Origin of the sequence: Inquilinus sp. CAU 1745 (assembly GCF_039839375.1) — a bacterium.
In the GTDB taxonomy this organism is placed as follows: domain Bacteria; phylum Pseudomonadota; class Alphaproteobacteria; order DSM-16000; family Inquilinaceae; genus JBDOQU01.
On record NZ_JBDOQU010000018.1, the window covers coordinates 35,221 to 54,038 of the forward strand.

An 18,818-nucleotide genomic window follows, 5' to 3' on the forward strand; every position below is an offset into this window, starting at 1 on the left:
GATAGGCATTCCGCCCCGTCGCGTCAATCGTCACCCTCCGCCGCCGCCGCCCGGCAGGGCGCGCAACTCCGCCGCCTGGACCTCCAGCGCGGTGTGGTCCAGTTGCGGCAGTTCTTTGATCTCCTTCGATTCTGGGGCGGCGTCCAGCTCCTTCAGCTTCCGGGCGCTGACCAGGACGCGGCTTTCCAGGGAGCGCACGGCCTTGTTGTAGCTGTCGACCGAGGAGCCGAGCTGCCGGCCTAGCGAGCCCATATGGACGCCCATGGTCGACAGCCGCTCGTAAAGCTCCCGCCCCAACTGGCTGATGGCGCGGGCGTTGGCCGCCAGCCTCTCCTGCCGCCAGCCATAGGAGACGGCGCGCAGGAGGGCGATCAGCGTGGTCGGCGTCGCCGGGATCACCGACTGGTCGATCCCGGCCTCGATCAGCGCCGGGTCGTTCTCCAGCGCGGCGGAGAAGAAATTCTCGCCCGGCAGGAACATCACGACGAATTCCGGCGTCTCCTCGAACTCGTCCCAATAGGCCTTGTTGCCCAGCGCCCGCATATGGTTGCGCACCTGCCGGGAATGGCGGGTCATGGCGGCCAGCCGCGCATCGTCGTCGGTCGCATCGGTCGCGTCCAGATAGGCGTCCAGCGGCGTCTTGGCGTCGACCACGATGGTCTTGCCGCCGGGCAGCCGCACCAGCATGTCGGGCCGCAGCCGCCCGCCTTCCCCGGTGGTGGCGCTCGTCTGCTCGGTGAAGTCGCAATGGTCGACCATGCCCGCCAGCTCGACCACCCGCTTCAACTGGATCTCCCCCCACCGGCCGCGCACGTTGGGGGTCCGCAGCGCGCGGACGAGGCCCGTCGTCTCCGTCCTCAGCTTCTCCTGGCTGACTAGGAGCGAGCCGACGGTGCTTCGCAGCCCTTCATAGGCGCCGGCGCGGGCTTTCTCCATCTCCTGGATCTGGCCATCCATCCGCTTGAGGGATTCCTGCATCGGCAGGACCAGGTCGCCGATCGCCTTCTGGCGCTTCTCCAGATCGGTCTGGGCGCCCTGCTGGTACTGGCCCAGATGGGTCTTGGCGAGGTCGAGGAAGCTCTGGTTGTTCTTGGCGAGCGCGTCGGCGGAGAGCGACCGGAAGACATCCTGCAGTTTCGCCTGGGCGTCGGTCAGAAGCGCCAGTTTCTCCGCCGTCGCCTCCCGCTCCTTCGCCAGCGTGGTCGAAAGCTCCGCCCGCTCGGCGTGCAGCGTCCGCAGTTCATCCTGCGCCTGCCGGTGCTGGCCATCCAACGCGTCGACCCGCGCGGCCCGTTCGTCGGCCGCCGCCCGCGCGCCGGATTCGGTCATCAATTGCTGGCGAAGCTCCAGGATCAGCCGTTCCCGCTCCTCCCGGTCCATCCGCGCCTCGGCCTCCGCTGTGGTGCGAGCCTGCTGAGCCGGCCGCACCGCGAACAGCCAAGTCAGCAGCGCGCCGGCCAGAAGGGCGATGATGGCGACGATCAAAGGGTCGGTGAGCAGGGGCACGGGGCGGATCCTGATTGAGGCGCGATGTCCTCAATGGTAGCACGGATACCGCAGGAACATAAAGGGAACGGTTGGGGCCGCCTATCCTCTCGCACGCGCCAGGACGGCGATGGCGAGAAAGGTCATGGCGAGAAGCTGGAAGATCGCGCCGACGGCGTGGGAATATTCCCATTGGGCGCGCAGAATCTCCCAGTTCGCCGGCATGATGGTCCAGTTCTCCGTCGCGACGTTGGCCGGATAGGTGAAGGTCCAGAAGACCGCCTGCGCGCCGGCGAGGCAGAAGAGGGCGAAGAGGGCGGGCCACCGGACCTTCGGCCGCCGCCGGTAGAGCAGGATGACCGCGACCATGGACAGAAGCTGGACCAGCAGGACATAGGCGATCTGCCACCAGCCGCGATAGGCCTGCTGGACGATGAAATATTCCTCCTGCGGCAGGCCGATCTTGTTCGGCAGCTCGAACAGATGCGCCAGCGCGCCGCCGAGCGCGATGGCTGTCGACATCAGCGCCAGGAAGAGGAACAGGTCGCGGACAAGCGACGGGCGGCGCGGGGCGAAGGTGCGGGTTTCCGGGTCCATCATGCCATGAACGACGATGCGGGTTGCGGCGTTCCGGTCATTTTCCCGGCGCGGGCGCGGATTCGGGCGCGGCGAGGCCGGCGGGCCGGCCGAGCATTTCGAACGTCCGCGCCGCTCCCGTCCGGAGGTCGAGCGAGACGAACTGCTCCGCCCCGCGCGACCGCCGGTCGAAGGCCGGGGTGAAGAGCGTCCCGTAGAGGACGAGCATGGTTTCGCCCCGCATGAGGGCGTAAATCTCCGACAAAGGCAGGGCTGAATCCCAGAGGACTCGCCCGTCCCAGAGCGCGACCCGCGCCAGCCTCAACCGGCCTTCGGAATCGATGCGGTCCTTGTGCAGGACCAGCACGCTGTCGGGATCGCCGAGCCGGATCGCTTCCTGAGGCCTTACATCCACCACGTCCGACAGTCCCGCCAGCAGGTCCGCCGCCAGGGAATCCTCTTCTTCCGGAACCCTTTCGCTCAGCAGCGCCGCGTCGAGAAATTCCGGGCTGGCCGGCATCGGCGCCCGGCCGCCGAGGGAGGCGCCGGGAGTCAGCGAGGCGTCGATTTCGGCGATCAGTTTCTCCGCATAGGCCGCGGACTCCGCGGCGGTCTGGGGAAACGGCGTGGCGAGGGCCAGTTCCATCGGCGGGCCCTGCCTCGCCCACAGCCGGCGTCTGTGGATGTCCTCCTGGCGTGTTACGTGGCCCAGCATCGTGGTCCCCGCCTCTTCCTCCGACAGCAAGCCGATCCAGCCATCGTCCAGATCGGATTCCTGCAGCCCATGCACCCGTTCGCCCGGCAGGCGCGGCGGCGCGATCGCGACATGGCTTCCCGTGGCGGCCGGCGAGGCGGCGCTTTCGGATGCGGGCCGGGCGGTCTCCGGCCGGACGATCAGGGTCTCGCTGTCGATGCGCCATTCGCGGGCGTCGGCGGTCATCACCAGCAGGCCGCGCTCGTCGAACGCATAGAAGCTTGGATCGAGCGGCAATCCGCCGGAAAGCTCCGGATTGAGCTGGGCGATCGCGGCGGCGTCGGCGACCGGCATGCCGTCCGCCACGGACAGCCCGCGCAGCCCGTCCCGCATGAAGGCCCAGACCACGCCGCGATCCGCGCCCAGCATGGTCGGCTGGTAGGACCCGACGGCCGGGCGATTGCCCCTCGGATGGTCGCTGTAGGAAATGAGGCGTTGACGCCACAGCGGGACGGCGGTCGCCGGATCGAAGGCCCACATGTCGACGCGGACGAAGGAGGTCGGGAGTTGAAGGGTTCCCTCGATGCCGAAGACTTGTCTCTGTTCGGTCAACAGAAGGACGCGGTCGCCGCCGCCCTCTCCGGCCAGGTAGAGCGGTGCGCCGAGCAGACGCGCCGGGCTGTCGATGGGGTTGCGCCACAGATAGAAGAAGCCGGCCGCGCCAAGCACGACGAGGACCAAGACTCCCACGAGAAGGAAGCCCAAGGCGCCGCCCTTTCCGGGGCCGCGCGGTCGTCTGGCGACGGTAGACACAGCAGGACTCTAATACGCCGATACTGTGCGCGAGGCAATTATCCGCGATGCGTGTGGGGTTGGGGCTGTTTCTTGCGCACTCCCACCGTCGATGAAACGGCGGCGGCCTATGGATCCCAGATCAAGTCTGGAATGACCAACAAAAACAATGTCATGCTGGACTTGATCCAGCATCCATGCGGCGTCGACGGAAGCCGGAACCGTGTCCGGTCTTTTGCCGCCGGTGAAGCGGTGGGGGCCTATGGATTCCGGATCAAGTCCGGAATGACGACGTGAGGGGGAGGCGGAGGTCGCTCTCCTAATACCCCCGCGAATGGTCGACGAGGTTTTCCAGCGGCAGGCCGGCCTCGCGGCGCTTTATGCCCTCGGCGACGCCGAGCGCGGCGGTGCGGGCGTGGGTTATGCTGGCGACGTGGGGGGAGACGATGATGTCCGGGTGGCTCCAGAAGGGATGGTCCCCGGGCAGCGGCTCGGTCGCGAAGACGTCCAGCGCCGCGCCGGAGAGACGGCCGGCGGCGAACGCAGCCAGCAGGTCCGCCTCCACCAGATGACCTCCGCGCGCGGCGTTGATGACAAAGGCTCCTTCCGGCAGCCGGGCGAACAGCCGGGAATCGAGGATGCCCGTCGTCTCGGGCGTCAGCGGCAGCAGGCAGACCAGCGCTTCGGACCGGGAGAGCATGGCGTCCAGCCCTTCTGCCCCGTGGAAGCACTCGACCCCCTCGATCGTCTTGGGCGAGCGGCTCCATCCCATGACCTGAAAGCGCAGCGCCGCCAGCATCTTCGCGGCGTCGGCCCCGAGTTCCCCGAGACCGAGGATGCCGACCCGCCTTTCGCGGGACAGCAACTCCTCCTCCTTCCGCCACTGCCCGCGCGCCTGATGGGCGCGGTAGAGGGCGGTCTTGCGGTGCCAGGCCAGTACCTGCGCGCAGACCCAGTCGGTCATGCCTTCCGTCAGCCCGCGATTGACCATCCGGACCAGCGGCACGCCGCGTGGCAGGGTGGGATCGGCCAGCAGCGAATCGACGCCCGCTCCCAGCGAGAAGATCGCCTTCAGGTGCGGCAGGCCTGCCAGAAGCCCCGGCGGCGGCTTCCAGACCAGCGCGTAGTCGATCTCCGCCGGGTTGCCGATCCCGGACGGCATGCGGAAATCGAGGTCGGGGAGGGCCGCCTTCAGGGCCGTGTCCCAATCCCTGGGGTCGTCGCTGGTCGAGGCGAAGAGAATCGTCGTCATGTGGAGAAAACCGGGTAAGGGCGGGAGGATCAGGTGGCGATGTCGTCGGTCCGGACGGCTTCCAGGTCGAACGCCGCCTTCAGCAGGGCGCGCGTATAGTCCTGCCGCGGATCGTCGAAGATGCGGTCGGCGGGGCCTGCCTCCACCACCACGCCGTTCTTCATCACGATCAACTCGTCCGACAGGGCGCGGACGACCTTGAGGTCGTGGCTGATGAACAGATAGGCGAGGCGGTGGCGTTCCTGGAGGTCGCGCAGCAGGTCGACGATCTGGGCCTGGACCGACATGTCCAGCGCCGAGGTCGGCTCGTCCAGCACGACGAATTTCGGCTTCAGCACCATGGCGCGCGCGATGGCGACGCGCTGCCGCTGGCCGCCGGAGAATTCGTGCGGATAGCGGTGGCGACTGGCCGGGTCCAGCCCGACCTCCTCCAGCGCCTCGACGATCAGATCCTCGCGTTCCGCCGCCGATCCGCCCAGCTTGTGGACCTTCAGCCCCTCCTCCACGATCTCCGCGATCGACATGCGGGGGCTGAGGGAGCCGTAGGGGTCCTGGAAGACGATCTGCATTTCCCGCCGGAGCGGGCGCATCTGGTTGAACTGGATGCCCTGAAGCTCCCGGTCCTGGTAGAGGATCGATCCCTCCGACGGGATGAGACGCAGGAGCGCCAGCCCCAGCGTCGTCTTGCCCGACCCGCTTTCGCCGACGACGCCGACCGTATGGCCCTCCCGGACGCGAAGGTCGATGCCGTCCACCGCCTTCACATGGTCGGTGACCCGGCGCATCACGCCTGTCTTGATCGGGAACCAGACCTTGATCCCGTCGCCCTTCAGGACCTCCCGCGCGTCGGACGGCGGGCGGGCCGGGCCGCCCGTGGGCTCGGAGGAGAGGAGCCGGCGGGTGTAGGGATGCTGCGGGTTCTCGAACAGGGAAGGGGCGTCGGCGGCCTCCACGATCTCTCCCTGGCTCATCACGCAGACGCGGTCGGCCATCTTGCGCACCACCCCCAGATCGTGGGTGATCAAGAGGAGCGCCATGCCGAACCGCTTCTGGAGGTCCGTCAGAAGCTCCAGGATCTGCGCCTGGATGGTGACGTCCAGCGCCGTCGTCGGTTCGTCCGCGATCAAAAGGTCGGGTTCGTTCGCCAGCGCCATGGCGATCATCACCCGCTGGCGCTGGCCACCCGAAAGCTCGTGCGGGTAGGCGCCCAGCCGCTTCTCCGCCTCCGGCAGGCCGACCAGGCGCAGCAGCTCCAGCGTCCGGGCGCGGGCCTCGGCGCGGCCCATGCCCTTGTGGAGCGACAGAACCTCGTTCACCTGCCGCTCCACCGTATGGAGCGGGTTGAGCGAGGTCATCGGCTCCTGGAACACCATGGAGATGCGGTTGCCGCGCACCTGGCGCAGCGCCTTCTCCGGCGCGCCGATCATCTCCGTCCCGCGGAAGAGGATCGACCCGCCCGGATGCCGCGCCGCCGGGTAGGGCAGGAGCTGGAGGACCGACAGCGCGGTCACCGACTTGCCGGAGCCGCTCTCGCCGACCAGCGCCAGCGTTTCCCCCTTGTCGATATGGAAGGAAACGCCGCGCACCGCCAGCATCTCCCCGCCCTGCCCGGCGAAGGAAACCTCCAGGTCGCGGACGGTGAGCAGCCTTTCGGCCTCGCTTCCGGCTTTCGTCCCGGTGCGGGTCATGGTCTCGGTCATTGGGCGGCCGCCTTGCCGGTGGCTTTGCTCTCGTCCATCAGGGCGTTCTCAGCCGGGGCCGGGCCGCTCGCCTTGCGCGGGTCGAAGGCGTCGCGCACCGCCTCGCCCACGAAGACCAGCAGGCTCAGCATGATGGCGATGGTGAAGAAGCCGGTGAAGCCCAGCCACGGCGCCTGGAGGTTCGACTTGCCCTGCTGGAGAAGCTCGCCCAGCGACGGCGATCCGGGCGGCAGGCCGAAGCCCAGGAAGTCCAGGCTGGTGAGCGTGGTGATCGAGCCGTTGAGGATGAAGGGCATGAAGGTCAGGGTCGCGACCATGGCGTTGGGCAGCACATGCTTGAACATGATGACCCGGTTGGAGACGCCGAGCGCGCGGGCGGCCCGGATATAGTCGAAGTTCCGGGCGCGCAGGAATTCCGCCCGGACCACGGAAACCAGCGCCATCCAGGAGAACAGCAGCATGATGATCAGGAGCGACCAGAATCCGGGCTGGATCACGCTGGCCATGATGATCAAGAGGTAGAGCAGCGGCAGCGACGACCAGATCTCGATGAAGCGCTGGAAGACGAGATCCGTCCAGCCGCCGAAATAGCCCTGCACCGCCCCCGCCGCGACCCCGATGATCGAGGAGAAGATGGTCAGCGTCAGCCCGAACAGGATGGAGATGCGGAAGCCGTAGATAACCCGCGCCGTCACGTCTCGGCCCTGGTCGTCGGTGCCCAGCCAGTTCTCCGTCGATGGTGGGGAGGGCGCGGGCTGGGGCAGGTCGTAATTGATCGTGTCGTAGGAGAACGGAATGAGCGGCCAGATCATCCAGCCCTTCTCGTTGATCAGATCCTGCACGAAGGGATCGCGATATTCGGCCTCCGTCTCGAACTCCCCGTCGAACGCGGTCTCCGGATAGGCGACCATGATCGGGAAGTAGAATTCGTCGTCGTAGCGGACCAGCAGCGGCTTGTCATTGGCGATGAATTCAGCGAACAGCGAGACGAAGAAGAGGACGAGGAAGATCCACATCGACCAGTAGCCGCGCCGGTTGGCGCGGAAGTTCGACAGCCGCCGCCGGGTCAGCGGCGTGATCTTCATGCCGAGGAAGCGGTCGGTCATGTCGCGCCCCCCCGGCGGAGGCGGCGGCGGCGATAGCCCCTCACCCCGGCCCTCTCCCCGGCGGGGAGAGGGGGAAGGGCGCGCGGCCTTCTCCTTCTGGTCATTCCAGCGAAGGCTGGAATCCATGGGTCGACGCCGCTCCACCGAAAGCGAAGAACCGGGCGCGGTCCCGGTCTTTGTCGAGGTCCCATGGATGCCGGATCAAGTCCGGCATGACGGCGGAGAATTACCGTCCTCATCCTGAGCTTGTCGAAGGATGCGGGCACACATGGTTCGACAGGCTCACCATGAGGAAGAGGGGCGAACCTTTTCCCCTTGTTGGTCATTCCGGACCCCGATCCGGAATCCATGCGGTCTCGAGGCCCCATGGATGCTGGATCAAGTCCCATAGGCGCTAACTTTGGTCGTAATTTTCCCCTCTCCTGCTTGCGGGAGAGGGAGGGACCCGCCGCGAAGCGGTGGGAGGGTGAGGGTTTTGAAGGCGAGGGTGTGAGGCTCACCGCCTCAAAGTTAGCGCCTATGGGATCAAGTCCAGCATGACGGCGGAGAATTACCGTCCTCATCCTGAGCTTGTCGAAGGATGCGGGCACGGTGATGGGGTGAGGCCGCTCAAACACGGCGGGCCTCGAAGTCGATGCGGGGGTCGATGATGGTGTACATCACATCGCCGATCAGCCCCATGACGAGGCCGAGCAGGCTGAAGAAATAGAGCGTGCCGAACATGATCGGGTAGTCGCGGTTGATCGCCGCCTCGAAGCCCAGCAGGCCCAGCCCGTCGAGGGAAAAAATCACCTCGATCAGCAGCGATCCGGTGAAGAGGATGCCCAGGAACGCGGCCGGGAAGCCGGCGACGACGATCAGCATGGCGTTGCGGAAGACATGGCCGTAGAGCACGCGCCGTTCGCTCAACCCCTTGGCCCGGGCGGTCATGACGTACATCTTCCCGATCTCGTCCAGGAATGAGTTCTTGGTCAGGAGCGTCAGCGTGGCGAAGCCGCTGACCACCATGGCCGCGACCGGCAGCGCCAGGTGCCAGAAATAGTCCAGGATCTGCTGCCACCAGGGCATGAAGGCCCAGCCGTCCGACGTGAGGCCGCGCAGGGGGAACCAGGAGAAGTACCGCCCGCCGGCGAACAGAACGATCAGCAGGACGGCGAAGAGGAAGCCCGGTATGGCGTAGCCGACGACGATGGTCCCGGAGGTCCAGACGTCGAACCGGGAGCCGTCCCTGATCGCCTTGCGGATGCCCAGCGGGATGGAGATCAGATAGACGATCAGCGTCGTCCAGAGGCCGAGCGATATGGAGACCGGCATCTTGTCGATCACCAGATCGATCACGTCCTGGCCGCGGAAATAGCTCTCCCCGAAATCGAAGCGCAGGAAATTGCCCATCATCAGGAGGAAGCGTTCGACCGGCGGCTTGTCGAAGCCGAACTGGCGCTCCAGCTCCAGGATGAATTCCGGGTCCAGCCCCTGGGCGCCGCGATAGCGGCTGGTGACGCCCGTCGCGTCCAGGCTGGTGGCGTCGAAGGCCTGGTTCTGGAAATCGCCGCCGCCGCCGGAGAAACGCGCTGTCGCCTCCTGGGCTGTGCCCTGAAGCCGGGCGATCACCTGCTCCACCGGCCCGCCGGGGGCGAACTGAACGATGACGAAGGTGGCGACCATGATCCCGAACAGGGTCGGGATCATGAGCAGCAGGCGGCGGATGATATAGGCGAGCATGAAGAGCGACGATCAGCCAAGGCCGTTCTGGCGGGCGAGGTCCTCGTCGTACCACCAGATGGAGGGGAAGCCGACAGAGTATTTCGGCATCTGTTCCGGATGGCCGAGCTTGTTCCAGCGCGCGGTCCAGGTCTCGTCGTTGAAATAGGAGGGGATGATGTAGTGGTTCCGCAGCAGCACGCGGTCGAGCGCGCGGGTCGCCGCCTGCTTGCCCTCCAGCGTGTCGGCGGCGATGACCTCCTGCAACAGCGCGTCCACCACCTCGTTCTTGATGCCGGCCCAGTTGGCCGACCCGCGCTCGTCGGCGGCGTATGAGGCGAAGTAGGTCAGAAGCTCCGGCCCCGGCGGCGGGAAGAAGTTGGCCGCCAGATAGAGCATGTCGTAGTCGAAATCATCCATGATCCGCTGGTACTGCGCGGTATCGACGATGCGGATGTCCATCTCGATCCCGGCGCGCTCCAGATTGGTGGCGAAGGGATCCACCACCCGCAGCAGCGTGTCGCTGCGCAGGTAAATGGTGAAGCGGAACGGCTCCCCCGTCTCCATGTTGGTCAGCCGCCCGTTCCGGATGTCCCATCCGGCCTGCCGGAACAGGTCGGACGCGATCCGCCGCTGTTCGCGCAGGCGGCCGCTGCCGTCGGTGACCGGCAGGGTGAAGGGTTCGGTGAAGATCTCCTCCGGCAGCCGGTCGCGGAACGGCTCCAGCAGCTCAAGCTCCCGCCCCTCGGGCAGGGGGAAGTCGGCGGTGCCGTAGTCGGAGCCGGGGAAGTAGCTCTTCGCCCGCTCGTAATTGCCGTAAAAGACGTTCTCCCGCGTCCACTGGAAATCGAAGAAATAGCCGATCGCCTCCCGCACCAGCGGGTCGCTGAAGATCGGCCGGCGGGTGTTGAAGACGAAGCCGATGAAGCCGCGCGGCGTGTTCTGGGGGAACACCTCCTTGACGATGCGGCCGTTCTCCACATCCGGCACGTCGTAGCCGGTGGTCCAGCGCTGGGAGCTGTTCTCCGACCAGAAATCGAAATTGCCGCCCAGGAACGCCTCGAACATCACGTCGACGTCGCGGAAATAGGTGTAGGTGACGGTCTCGAAATTCGCCGTGCCGATATTGACCGGCAGGTCCTTCGCCCACCAATCCTCGACCCGGCGATAGGTGATCGACCGGCCGGGATCGACATTCTCGATCCTGTAGGGCCCTTCATAGAGCGACGGTTCCAGCGTCGACTGGGTGATGTCCCGGCCCGACGCTTCCCAGTAATGCTTCGGCATGGGCGAGAAGCCGGCGGCCATGCCCATGGATTTGCGGTTGTCCGGCGTCGCGAAGCCGAACCGGACCTCCCGTTCGGAAAGCGCCTCCGCCGAGGCGATGTCCTTCCAGAACTCCTTCAGCAGCGGGCGGGCGTTGGCCTTGATGTGATCGAAGGCGAAGACGAAATCCTCCGCCGTGATCGGGTGGCCGTCCTGCCAGCGGGCATTCTCGTTGATCGTGAAGATGGCGTAGGCGATGTCGTCCGGGAAGGCGACCTGCGTGGCGATGGAGGGGTAGTAGCTCGAAAGCTCGTCCCCCGATCCTTGCATCAGCACGTCGCCGGTCAGCCCGATGCCGGCCGCCCAGTCGCCGCCGATGGTGATGGTGTCCAGCCTCTCGAACGTGCCGTAGGCCGGCATGCGGATATTCCCGCCGGCCGGCGCGGCCGGGTTCACATAATCGAAATGCTCGAAGCCCTCGGGATAAAGCGGCTCGTCGAACTCCGCGAAGGAGGTCAGCACGTTCAGCCCCTCGGGGGTGCGCTCCTGCGCCCAGACAGGGCGGGGCAGGACCACTCCCGGCAGGGTGGCGGCGAAGGGCGCGGCGATGGCGGCCTGGCCCAGGAAGCGGCGGCTGAATCTCATCATGGCTTATCGGCCTCGTTCGGTGAGGGCCCGGTCCTTCTCGGGATCGATCCACCAGGTCGGCTGGAAGGCGATCTCGTTCGCCAGGCCGAAATCGTAGGGGGGCTGCGTGTCGGGGAAGCCGAACCGGTCCCAGTAGGCGACCCAGAAGCCGTCCTTGTACCAGTGGGGCACGGCGTAATGGCCGGCGCGCAGCACGCGGTCGAGCGCGCGGGAGATGGTCTGCTTGTCCTCCAGCGTCTCCGCCGCGATCAGTTGGGCCAGCAGCGCGTCGACGACCGGGTCGCTGATGCCCATGATATTGGCGCTGCCCGGCGTGTCGGCGGCTTCGGACCCGAAGCGGTTGGCCTCCTCCCGCCCCGGCGGCGGATAGAAGCTGTAGGCGAAAGAGAGAACGTCGAAATCGCGGGCTTCGTAGCGGGTGACGAAGGTGGCGGAATCCAGCACCCGCATCGTGACGGCGATGCCCACGCGCTCCATGTTGCTGATCCAGGGCTGGGTGATGCGCTCGAACTGGGGCGATCCCAGGATGATCTCGAAGGAGAGCTGCTGTCCCGTCTCGATGTCGACCAGCCTTCCGTCCCGCGGCTCGAACCCGGCTTCGCGGAAGAGATCCATCGCCCGCCGGATCAGCCGCCGGTCCGAACCGCTGCCGTCCGACACGGGCGGCGACAGGTCGGTCGTGAACAGCTCCTCGGGAAGCTGGTCGCGATAAGGCTCCAGGATCGCCAGTTCCGCCTCCGTCGGCAGGCCCTCGGCGCTGTAGCCGGGGGCGAGGAAGTAGGTGTCCAGCCTTTCATAGAACCCGTAGAACAGGTTCTGGTTCACCCACTGGAAATCGAACAGCAGGCCCAGCGCCTCCCGGACGCGGATATCGTCGAAGGGCGGGCGGCGGAGGTTGAAGAACCAGCCCTGCAACCCGCGGAAATCCGTCCCCGGCACCTCCGCCTTGATCAGCCGCCCGTCGGCGACGGCCGGCACGTCATAGCCGGTCGCCCAGAAGAGCGAGGTGAATTCGTGCCGGAAATCGCCGGCGCCGCCCTTGAACGCCTCGAACTCCACCGTCCGGTCGCGGAAATAGAGATATTCGATGCGGTCGAAGTTCCAGTGACCGCGCACGATCGGCAGGTCTTGCGCCCAATAGTCGGGATCGCGCTCATAGACCAGCCGGCGGCCCGGCTCGATCTCCGCCAGCCTGTAGGGGCCGCTGCCGACCGGTGGCTCTAGCGTCGCCTCGGCGATGTTGCGGCCGTCCTCCCACCAGTGGCGGGCATAGACCGGCATGATGCCGACCTGCATGATCGGCTTGATCCCGCCCCTGCCGTCGAAGGTGAATTTGATCCGCCGGTCGTCCAGCGCCTCGATCTCCGACACCGCGGCGACGTAGCTGGCGAGGAACGGATCGGCATGGTCGCGGATCGCGCGGATGCTCCAGGCCACGTCCTCGGCCGTCACCGGCTGGCCGTCGCTGAACCGCGCTTCCGGCCGCAAGGTGAAGATGGCCCAGGAATGATCCTCGGGATATTCGACGGTTTCGGCCAGGAGCCCGTACTGGACGGAGATCTCATCCTGGGTCTCGACCATCAGGCTGTCATAGATCAGGCCCAGATTGCGCGGCCACTGACCGGCGATCGGCAGGCGGTTCAGCGTGTCGAACGTCCCGACCGTGGTGAGCGTGAGGGAGCCGCCCTTGGGCGCGTCGGGATCGGCATAGTCCAGATGGGTGAAGTCCGGCCCGTATTTCGGCGTCCCGAATTCCGCGATCGCATGCGTGACCGTCGTTTCCTCCTGCGCCGTCGCGGGATGACCCACGGCGAGAAGGACAAGGCTGGCGGCGACGGCGAGGATGCGGCGCATCATGCTCCTGGCTGGTTTCGGTCGCGAGGGGACGGCCCGGGGGCCGCCCTTCGAACATTGAAACAAACCTAAGCATTCTGTCGCCAAGATGGCAGCAAAATCAGGTGAGCCGCTTCAGCGCCTCGGCGTGCAGGTCGGGATCGCCCGCCGCGATTACCCTGCCGTCGCAGGACGCGCCGACCGGCCGGCCCTCCCAGTCGGTGAAGCGGCCGCCAGCGCCGATGACGATCGGGGCCAGGGCCGCGAAATCGTAGAACTGAAGGTTCGCTTCCACCGTCAGGTCGATATAGCCCGACGCGACCAGACCGAAGCCGTAGCAGTCGCCGCCATAGGTGGTGATCCGCGCCCCTTCCTTCAGCGCGTCGAACCGAGCCTTGTCCGGGCCGGTGAACATGTCCGGCGAGGTCGCGTTGAGGATCGCGTCAGCCAGGCGCGGGCAGCGCCGCGTGCTGGCAGGCGCGCCGTTGAAGATGGTCTGGCGGCCCAGCGCGCCCGTCCAGCGGTCGCCCAGCACCGGCTGGTCGATGATTCCGAGGATCGGCGCGCCGTCGCGCAGGAGCGCCACCAGCGTGCCGAAGAGCGGCCGGCCGGTGATGAAGGCCTTGGTGCCGTCGATCGGATCCAGCACCCAGACGTAACGGGCGTCTGGCCGCTCGATACCGTACTCCTCGCCATGGATGCCGTCCTGGGGCCGCTCCTCGGCCAGGATGGCGCGGATCGCGGCCTCGGCCTCCCGGTCGGCGATCGTGACGGGGCTCTGGTCCGCCTTGGCGTCCACCGCGACCGGCGTGCGGTAATAACGGCGGATGACTGCGCCGCTGGCCGCGACCAGCCGGTCGGCGAGGGCGAGGAATTCCGGCGGGCAGGGAGCGGCGGCGTCGTTCATCGGAAAATCCTCGGGTTTGGCGACGGAAGAAGGTGCGGACGAAAAAGGGCGATCCCGACGGACCGCCCTTCCTGTGGCCTTCACCGGCAGCCGGCCTCAGTTGGCCCGGGCCGGCTCCTCGACCTGCTGACCTTCGGCGGCCGGATCGTCGGCGGCCTGTCCGGCATCCTCCGAAGGCGTGGGTTCCTCGGCAGGCGTGGCGGCGGGAGCCGCGCCTTCTTCCGCCGGAGCAGCACCCTCCTCCGCCGGAGCGGGGGCCGCTCCTTCCTCGGCCGCCGGAGCGGCGGCTTCGCCCTCGGCCGGCGCGGCGGCCTCGCCTTCAGCGGCGGGCGCGGCGCCTTCTTCCGCCGGGGCGGCGGCTTCGCCTTCGGCCGGGGCAGCGGCGCCCTCTTCGGCCGGAGCGGCTTCGGCTCCCTCTTCGGCCGCCGGGGCAGGCTCGGGGAACGGAACCGGGTTGTCGCTCAGCGTCGACAGATAGGCGATCAGATTGGCGCGGTCGGCGTCGTCCTTGACGCCGGCATAGCTCATGGCGGTGCCGGGCATCCAGCCGCGCGGATCGTGCAGGAAGTGGTTCAGGTTCTCATAGGTCCACTCGCCGCCATGTTCGGCCATGGCGGTCGAGTAGTTGAAGCCTTCCATATGCGCGATCGGCCCGCCGACGATGCCCCAGAGATTCGGGCCGACCTTGGCCGGGCCGCCCTGCTCGAACGTATGGCAGGCGGCGCAGGCGCGGGTCAGGGCCTCGCCGGCCGCCGGGTCGGCGCTGGCCAGCAGCGTGCCGATGTCGGGCAGGGCCTCCTCCTCCTCGCCGCCGGTCTCGGCAGGCGCCGCGCCGGTGTCGACGACATAGGAGTTTTCCTCAAGTTCGGTCGGCGCCACCAGCAGTTCGGCGACGAAACCCGTCACCATGGCGATGATGCCGGCCACGAGGATAGCCGCGAAGACCTTGTTCAATTCCAAGCCGGACATCCAAATCCCTCAATGCCTGAATCGGGGACCCGAAGGACGGCCGGGCCCTATCGCTGCCGGAACGGCGCGAAACGGCCGTGTTCTAGGGCGATTTGCCGATGGAAGGCAAGCCCTTCCGCCGCTTTTGCCGCTTGACGGCCTTCCGCTTAATGTCGCACCTGACCGATGTCATGAGCATATCTTCCTCTTCACCCGGCCCCGCCGGCGCGGGGCAGGCGGCCAGGCCGGTCGTCCTGGTCCCGGCGCGACTCGCCGCGACCCGCCTGCCCCGGAAGCCGCTGGCCGATATCGGCGGGGTGCCGATGATCGTCCAGGTCTGGCGCCGGGCGATGGAGGCGGATATCGGCCCGGTCCTGGTCGCCGCGGCGGAGGAGGAGATCGCCGAGGCGGTGACGCGCGCCGGCGGGCAGGCGGTGCTGACCGCGCCCGACCATCCCTCCGGCTCCGACCGCATCCATGAGGCGGTGTCGAGTTTCGATCCGGAAGGACGGTTCGACGTGGTGGTCAACGTCCAGGGCGACCTGCCGACGCTGGACCCCGCCGCGATCCGCGCGGCGCTGCGCCCGCTGGACGATCCGGCGGTCGACATCGCGACCCTGGCGGCGGTCATCACACGGGAGGAGGAGATCGCCAATCCCAACGTGGTGAAGGCGGTGGCGGAACTGCCGGAAGGCGGCGACACGGGCCGGGCGCTCTACTTCACCCGCACGGCCGCGCCGTCGGGGGCGGGGCCCTACCTGCACCATATCGGCCTCTACGCCTATCGCCGGGCCGCGCTGGCGCGGTTCGTGGCGCTGCCGCCGGCGGCGCTGGAGCGGCGGGAGAAGCTGGAGCAGCTTCGCGCCCTGGCCAATGGGATGCGCATCGACCTGGCGCTCGTTGACACCGTTCCGCTGGGTGTCGATACTCCGGCCGATCTTGAGAGGGCGCGGGAGATGCTGGCCGGAACCGGTCGCTGACCGCCCGCCTTCCCCTTTCCCGGCGCTTCCCCAGGACCCATACGATGCCCATCGACACGATCGCCTTCCAGGGCTGGCCCGGCGCCAATTCCGACATGGCCTGCCGCCAGGTCTTCCCGGACATGGAGACGCTGCCCTGCCGGGCGTTCGAGGACGCGCTGGGCGCGGTGCGCGACGGCCGGGCCGGGCTGGCGATGATCCCGATCGAGAATTCGGTCGCCGGCCGCGTCGCCGACATCCACCACCTTCTGCCCCATTCCGGCCTGCATATCATCGGCGAGTATTTCCAGCGGGTGAACCACCAACTCATGGCCGTGCCGGGGGCGAAGCTGGCGGACATCAGGCAGGTCCACAGCCACGTCCATGCCATCGGCCAGTGCCGGACGCTGATCCGCAGCCTGGGCATCGAGCCGGTGGTCCACGCCGACACGGCGGGCGCGGCCCAGATGGTGGCGGAGCGCAAGGACCCGACCATCGCGGCCATCGCCTCCACGCTGGCGGCGGAGCTGAACGGGCTTGAGATCCTGCGGCGCGACATCGAGGATGCGGAGCACAATACGACGCGCTTCGTCATCATGGCGCCGGAGCCGAAATGGCCGGCGGCGGACTCCGGCCCGACCATCACCAGCTTCGTTTTCGAGGTGCGCAGCGTCTCGGCCGCGCTCTACAAGGCGATGGGCGGTTTCGCGACCAACGGCGTCAACATGACCAAGCTGGAAAGCTACATGGTCGACGGCCGGTTCGCCCAGGCGCAGTTCTTCGCCGATGTGGAGGGGCACCCGGAGGACCGGGGCGTGCGGCACGCCTTCGAGGAGCTGAAATTCTTCTCCCGGCACTTCCAGATCATGGGCGTCTATCCCGCCGACCCCTTCCGCAACGACCCCAGCCAGGCCCCCGGCGACGACTGACCGCCGCCGGGCCAGAACGGCCGACTTGCCTCCCCTCATGGTGAGCCTGTCGAACCATGCGTGCCCGGATCTTTCCATGTCGTCATGCTGGACCCCGATCCAGCATCCATGGGGCGTCGATGACGGACGGGACCGCGCCCTGTCCTTCGCCGCCGGTGAAGCGGCCATGGCCCATGGATTCTGGATCAAGTCCAGAATGACCAACAAGGGGAAGGGTCGCTCCTCCCCCTCATGATGGTCCTGTCGAACCAGGTGTGCCCGCACCTTTCGACAGGCTCAAGGTGAGGGGGTCAGTTGCGCGGGATGCCTCAGGCGGCGGCGCGGCCGTTGCGGCGGTCGGAGAGGGTGGCCGCCAGCCGGTCGACCTCCGCTTCGGCCGCAGCGATCGAGGCCTTCAGCCGGTCGTCCGCGAACTCGTCATATTCGATCGCGACGGACGCGACGTCGGTGACGCCCAGATAGCCGAACGGCGTCCGGATGCCGGGCTCTACATGATTTGCGCTGGCCATGCGGCCCCCGGGCCCGTAGCCGTAATCGCCGCGCGAGGAGAGGATGACCAGCGTCTTGCCGGCATCGGCCAGCAGCGGCCAGTAGGGCTCGCCGGTGCGGGCGCGGTCGAACCCGAAGGTGCGGCCGACCCGGACGATATTGTCGATATAGGCTTTGAACTGCGCCGGAGGGCCGAAATTGTACATCGGCACGCCCGCGACGATGATGTCGGCAGCCAGCAACTCGTCGATCAGCGCGTCGCTTTCCGCCAGCGTCTCGCCCATCCAGCCTTCCCGCCGGTCGGGCGGGGTGAAGGCGGCGTGAATCCATCGTCCGGTCACCGGCGCAGGCGGCGTCTGGCCGACATCGCGATAGACAACCGGATCGTCGGGGTTGAGGGCGCGCCAGCGCCGGACGAACCGGGCGGACAGCCGCCGTGTGTGGGAGCCGTAGCGGTCATCCTCGGAACTGCCCGGCCGGGCGCTGGCGTCGATATGCAGGAGGCGGGTCATGAAAGCCTGTCCTATGAGTGAGTGGATTTCATCCGTGATCCTCTCAAGTTGATTTCGCCATTGGCCGAGGGCAAAATCGAATTGCTCATTCGATAGATGAGGCAGGTTGATCCGTGAGACGGCTTCCGCCCCTGGCGTCGCTGCGCGCCTTCGAAGCGGCGGCGCGACATTCCAGCTTCAAGAAGGCTGCCGAGGAGCTGGGCGTGACGCCGACCGCGATCAGCCATCAGGTCAGGCTTCTGGAGGAGACGCTGCGCCTTCGGCTGTTCGAGCGGCGGACGCGGCGCGTCGCCCTGACGGTGGAGGGCGGCCGGCTGTTCCCGGTGCTGCGCGACGGCTTCGATTCCTTCGCCCATACGCTGGCGGAGCTGACGGCGCGGCGGGAGCGGCGAATCCTCACCCTTTCCGCCACCACGGCCTTCACCGCCAAATGGCTGGTGCCTCGGGTGGCGGATTTCAGGCGGCGTCACCCGACGCTCGACCTTCGCCTTCACGCGTCGGACGATGTCGTCGATCTCCGATCCGGCGCGGCCGACGCGGCGATCCGGTACGGGGCGGGGCCGTTCCCCGATCTGGCGGGCGAACCGATGATCCGGGAGCGGTTCGCCCCGGTCTGCAACCCCAGGCTCGGCGTCCGGACGCCGGAGGATCTGGCCTCGGCCACGCTGCTGCATTCGGAATGGCGGCACGCCGTTCCCGGCAACCCGACATGGCGTCTCTGGCGCGAACGGGCGGGGCTGAAGGCGCTGGACGTCGAGGGCGGGATCACCTTTACCGACGACAGCCACACGATCCAGGCGGCGGTCGCCGGACAGGGGGTGGCGCTGCTGGGCCTGACGCTGATCGCCGACGAGCTTGCCGCCGGCCTCCTGGTCCAGCCCTTCGGCCCCATCCTGCCGGGGCATCACTATCATTTCGTCCATCTGGAGCCCGCCCGCCACCGGCCCGAGGTGGCGGCCCTGCGCGAATGGCTGCTGGGCGCGGTCGGGGAGGGGTAAAGGCAACCGGCCAGGGCTATCGT

16 protein-coding genes are annotated in these 18,818 nt (G+C 67.5%); 4 read left to right on the forward strand and 12 right to left on the reverse strand.

Features of this window, described 5'->3' with window-relative positions; all coding sequences use genetic code 11:
• Window positions 1-30: 30 nt before the first annotated feature.
• The 3 genes from rmuC to AAFN89_RS18065 form a co-directional block, all read right to left on the reverse strand.
• A complete protein-coding gene (rmuC, locus tag AAFN89_RS18055) occupies window positions 31-1,506 on the reverse strand; it encodes a DNA recombination protein RmuC (protein ID WP_347540609.1) in 1,476 nt (491 codons plus the stop codon).
• A gap of 81 nt (window positions 1,507-1,587) precedes the next feature.
• Window positions 1,588-2,085, reverse strand: a complete 498-nt coding sequence (locus tag AAFN89_RS18060; RefSeq protein WP_347540610.1) for a hypothetical protein — start codon at window positions 2,083-2,085, stop codon at window positions 1,588-1,590.
• A 34-nt stretch (window positions 2,086-2,119) separates the two neighbouring features.
• The gene (locus tag AAFN89_RS18065; RefSeq protein WP_347540611.1) at window positions 2,120-3,505 is read right to left on the reverse strand and encodes a PA2928 family protein; all 1,386 of its coding nucleotides are present in this window, start codon (window positions 3,503-3,505) and stop codon (window positions 2,120-2,122) included.
• A 135-nt stretch (window positions 3,506-3,640) separates the two neighbouring features.
• Here AAFN89_RS18065 and AAFN89_RS18070 point away from each other — a divergent pair, with 135 nt between their 5' ends.
• Window positions 3,641-3,844 carry a hypothetical protein gene (locus AAFN89_RS18070; RefSeq protein WP_347540612.1) on the forward strand — a complete coding sequence of 68 codons (204 nt, stop codon included), beginning with the start codon at window positions 3,641-3,643 and terminating at the stop codon, window positions 3,842-3,844.
• Window positions 3,845-3,866: 22 nt separating this feature from the next.
• On the opposite strand, the gene AAFN89_RS18075 is transcribed toward AAFN89_RS18070, so the two are convergent.
• The 8 genes from AAFN89_RS18075 to AAFN89_RS18110 all read right to left on the reverse strand — a co-directional run bounded on the left by AAFN89_RS18075 (window position 3,867) and on the right by AAFN89_RS18110 (window position 14,920).
• Window positions 3,867-4,799 (reverse strand): glyoxylate/hydroxypyruvate reductase A, encoded by a 933-nt coding sequence (locus AAFN89_RS18075; protein ID WP_347540613.1) that lies wholly within the window; start codon window positions 4,797-4,799, stop codon window positions 3,867-3,869.
• Window positions 4,800-4,828: 29 nt separating this feature from the next.
• Window positions 4,829-6,499, reverse strand: a complete 1,671-nt coding sequence (locus AAFN89_RS18080; protein ID WP_347540614.1) for an ABC transporter ATP-binding protein — start codon at window positions 6,497-6,499, stop codon at window positions 4,829-4,831.
• Window positions 6,496-7,584, reverse strand: coding sequence for an ABC transporter permease (locus AAFN89_RS18085; RefSeq protein ID WP_347540679.1), 1,089 nt, complete (start codon window positions 7,582-7,584; stop codon window positions 6,496-6,498). The genes AAFN89_RS18080 and AAFN89_RS18085 overlap by 4 nt, the downstream gene beginning before the upstream one ends.
• A 630-nt stretch (window positions 7,585-8,214) precedes the next feature.
• Window positions 8,215-9,327 carry a microcin C ABC transporter permease YejB gene (locus tag AAFN89_RS18090; protein ID WP_347540615.1) on the reverse strand — a complete coding sequence of 371 codons (1,113 nt, stop codon included), beginning with the start codon at window positions 9,325-9,327 and terminating at the stop codon, window positions 8,215-8,217.
• Between the two features lie 12 nt (window positions 9,328-9,339).
• Window positions 9,340-11,220: an extracellular solute-binding protein gene (locus AAFN89_RS18095; RefSeq protein WP_347540616.1), complete on the reverse strand. Its 1,881-nt coding sequence runs from the start codon at window positions 11,218-11,220 to the stop codon at window positions 9,340-9,342.
• Window positions 11,221-11,223: 3 nt separating this feature from the next.
• On the reverse strand, window positions 11,224-13,077 hold the full coding sequence (locus AAFN89_RS18100) for an extracellular solute-binding protein (RefSeq protein WP_347540617.1): 1,854 nt from the start codon (window positions 13,075-13,077) through the stop codon (window positions 11,224-11,226).
• 97 nt (window positions 13,078-13,174) lie between these two features.
• Window positions 13,175-13,960 (reverse strand): histidinol-phosphatase, encoded by a 786-nt coding sequence (gene hisN, locus AAFN89_RS18105; RefSeq protein WP_347540618.1) that lies wholly within the window; start codon window positions 13,958-13,960, stop codon window positions 13,175-13,177.
• A gap of 96 nt (window positions 13,961-14,056) precedes the next feature.
• Window positions 14,057-14,920: a cytochrome c family protein gene (locus AAFN89_RS18110; RefSeq protein ID WP_347540619.1), complete on the reverse strand. Its 864-nt coding sequence runs from the start codon at window positions 14,918-14,920 to the stop codon at window positions 14,057-14,059.
• Between the two features lie 179 nt (window positions 14,921-15,099).
• Between AAFN89_RS18110 and AAFN89_RS18115 the strand changes: the two genes are divergently transcribed.
• Entirely contained in the window at window positions 15,100-15,888 is a 789-nt protein-coding gene (locus AAFN89_RS18115) for a 3-deoxy-manno-octulosonate cytidylyltransferase (protein WP_347540620.1), read from the forward strand.
• A gap of 44 nt (window positions 15,889-15,932) precedes the next feature.
• Window positions 15,933-16,796: a prephenate dehydratase gene (locus AAFN89_RS18120; RefSeq protein ID WP_347540621.1), complete on the forward strand. Its 864-nt coding sequence runs from the start codon at window positions 15,933-15,935 to the stop codon at window positions 16,794-16,796.
• Between the two features lie 308 nt (window positions 16,797-17,104).
• Here the strand turns inward: AAFN89_RS18120 and AAFN89_RS18125 are convergent, their stop codons facing one another.
• The gene (locus AAFN89_RS18125) at window positions 17,105-17,797 is read right to left on the reverse strand and encodes an NAD(P)H-dependent oxidoreductase (protein ID WP_347540622.1); all 693 of its coding nucleotides are present in this window, start codon (window positions 17,795-17,797) and stop codon (window positions 17,105-17,107) included.
• A gap of 113 nt (window positions 17,798-17,910) precedes the next feature.
• Between AAFN89_RS18125 and gcvA the strand changes: the two genes are divergently transcribed.
• Window positions 17,911-18,795, forward strand: coding sequence for a transcriptional regulator GcvA (gene gcvA / locus AAFN89_RS18130; RefSeq protein ID WP_347540623.1), 885 nt, complete (start codon window positions 17,911-17,913; stop codon window positions 18,793-18,795).
• Window positions 18,796-18,818 lie beyond the last annotated feature (23 nt).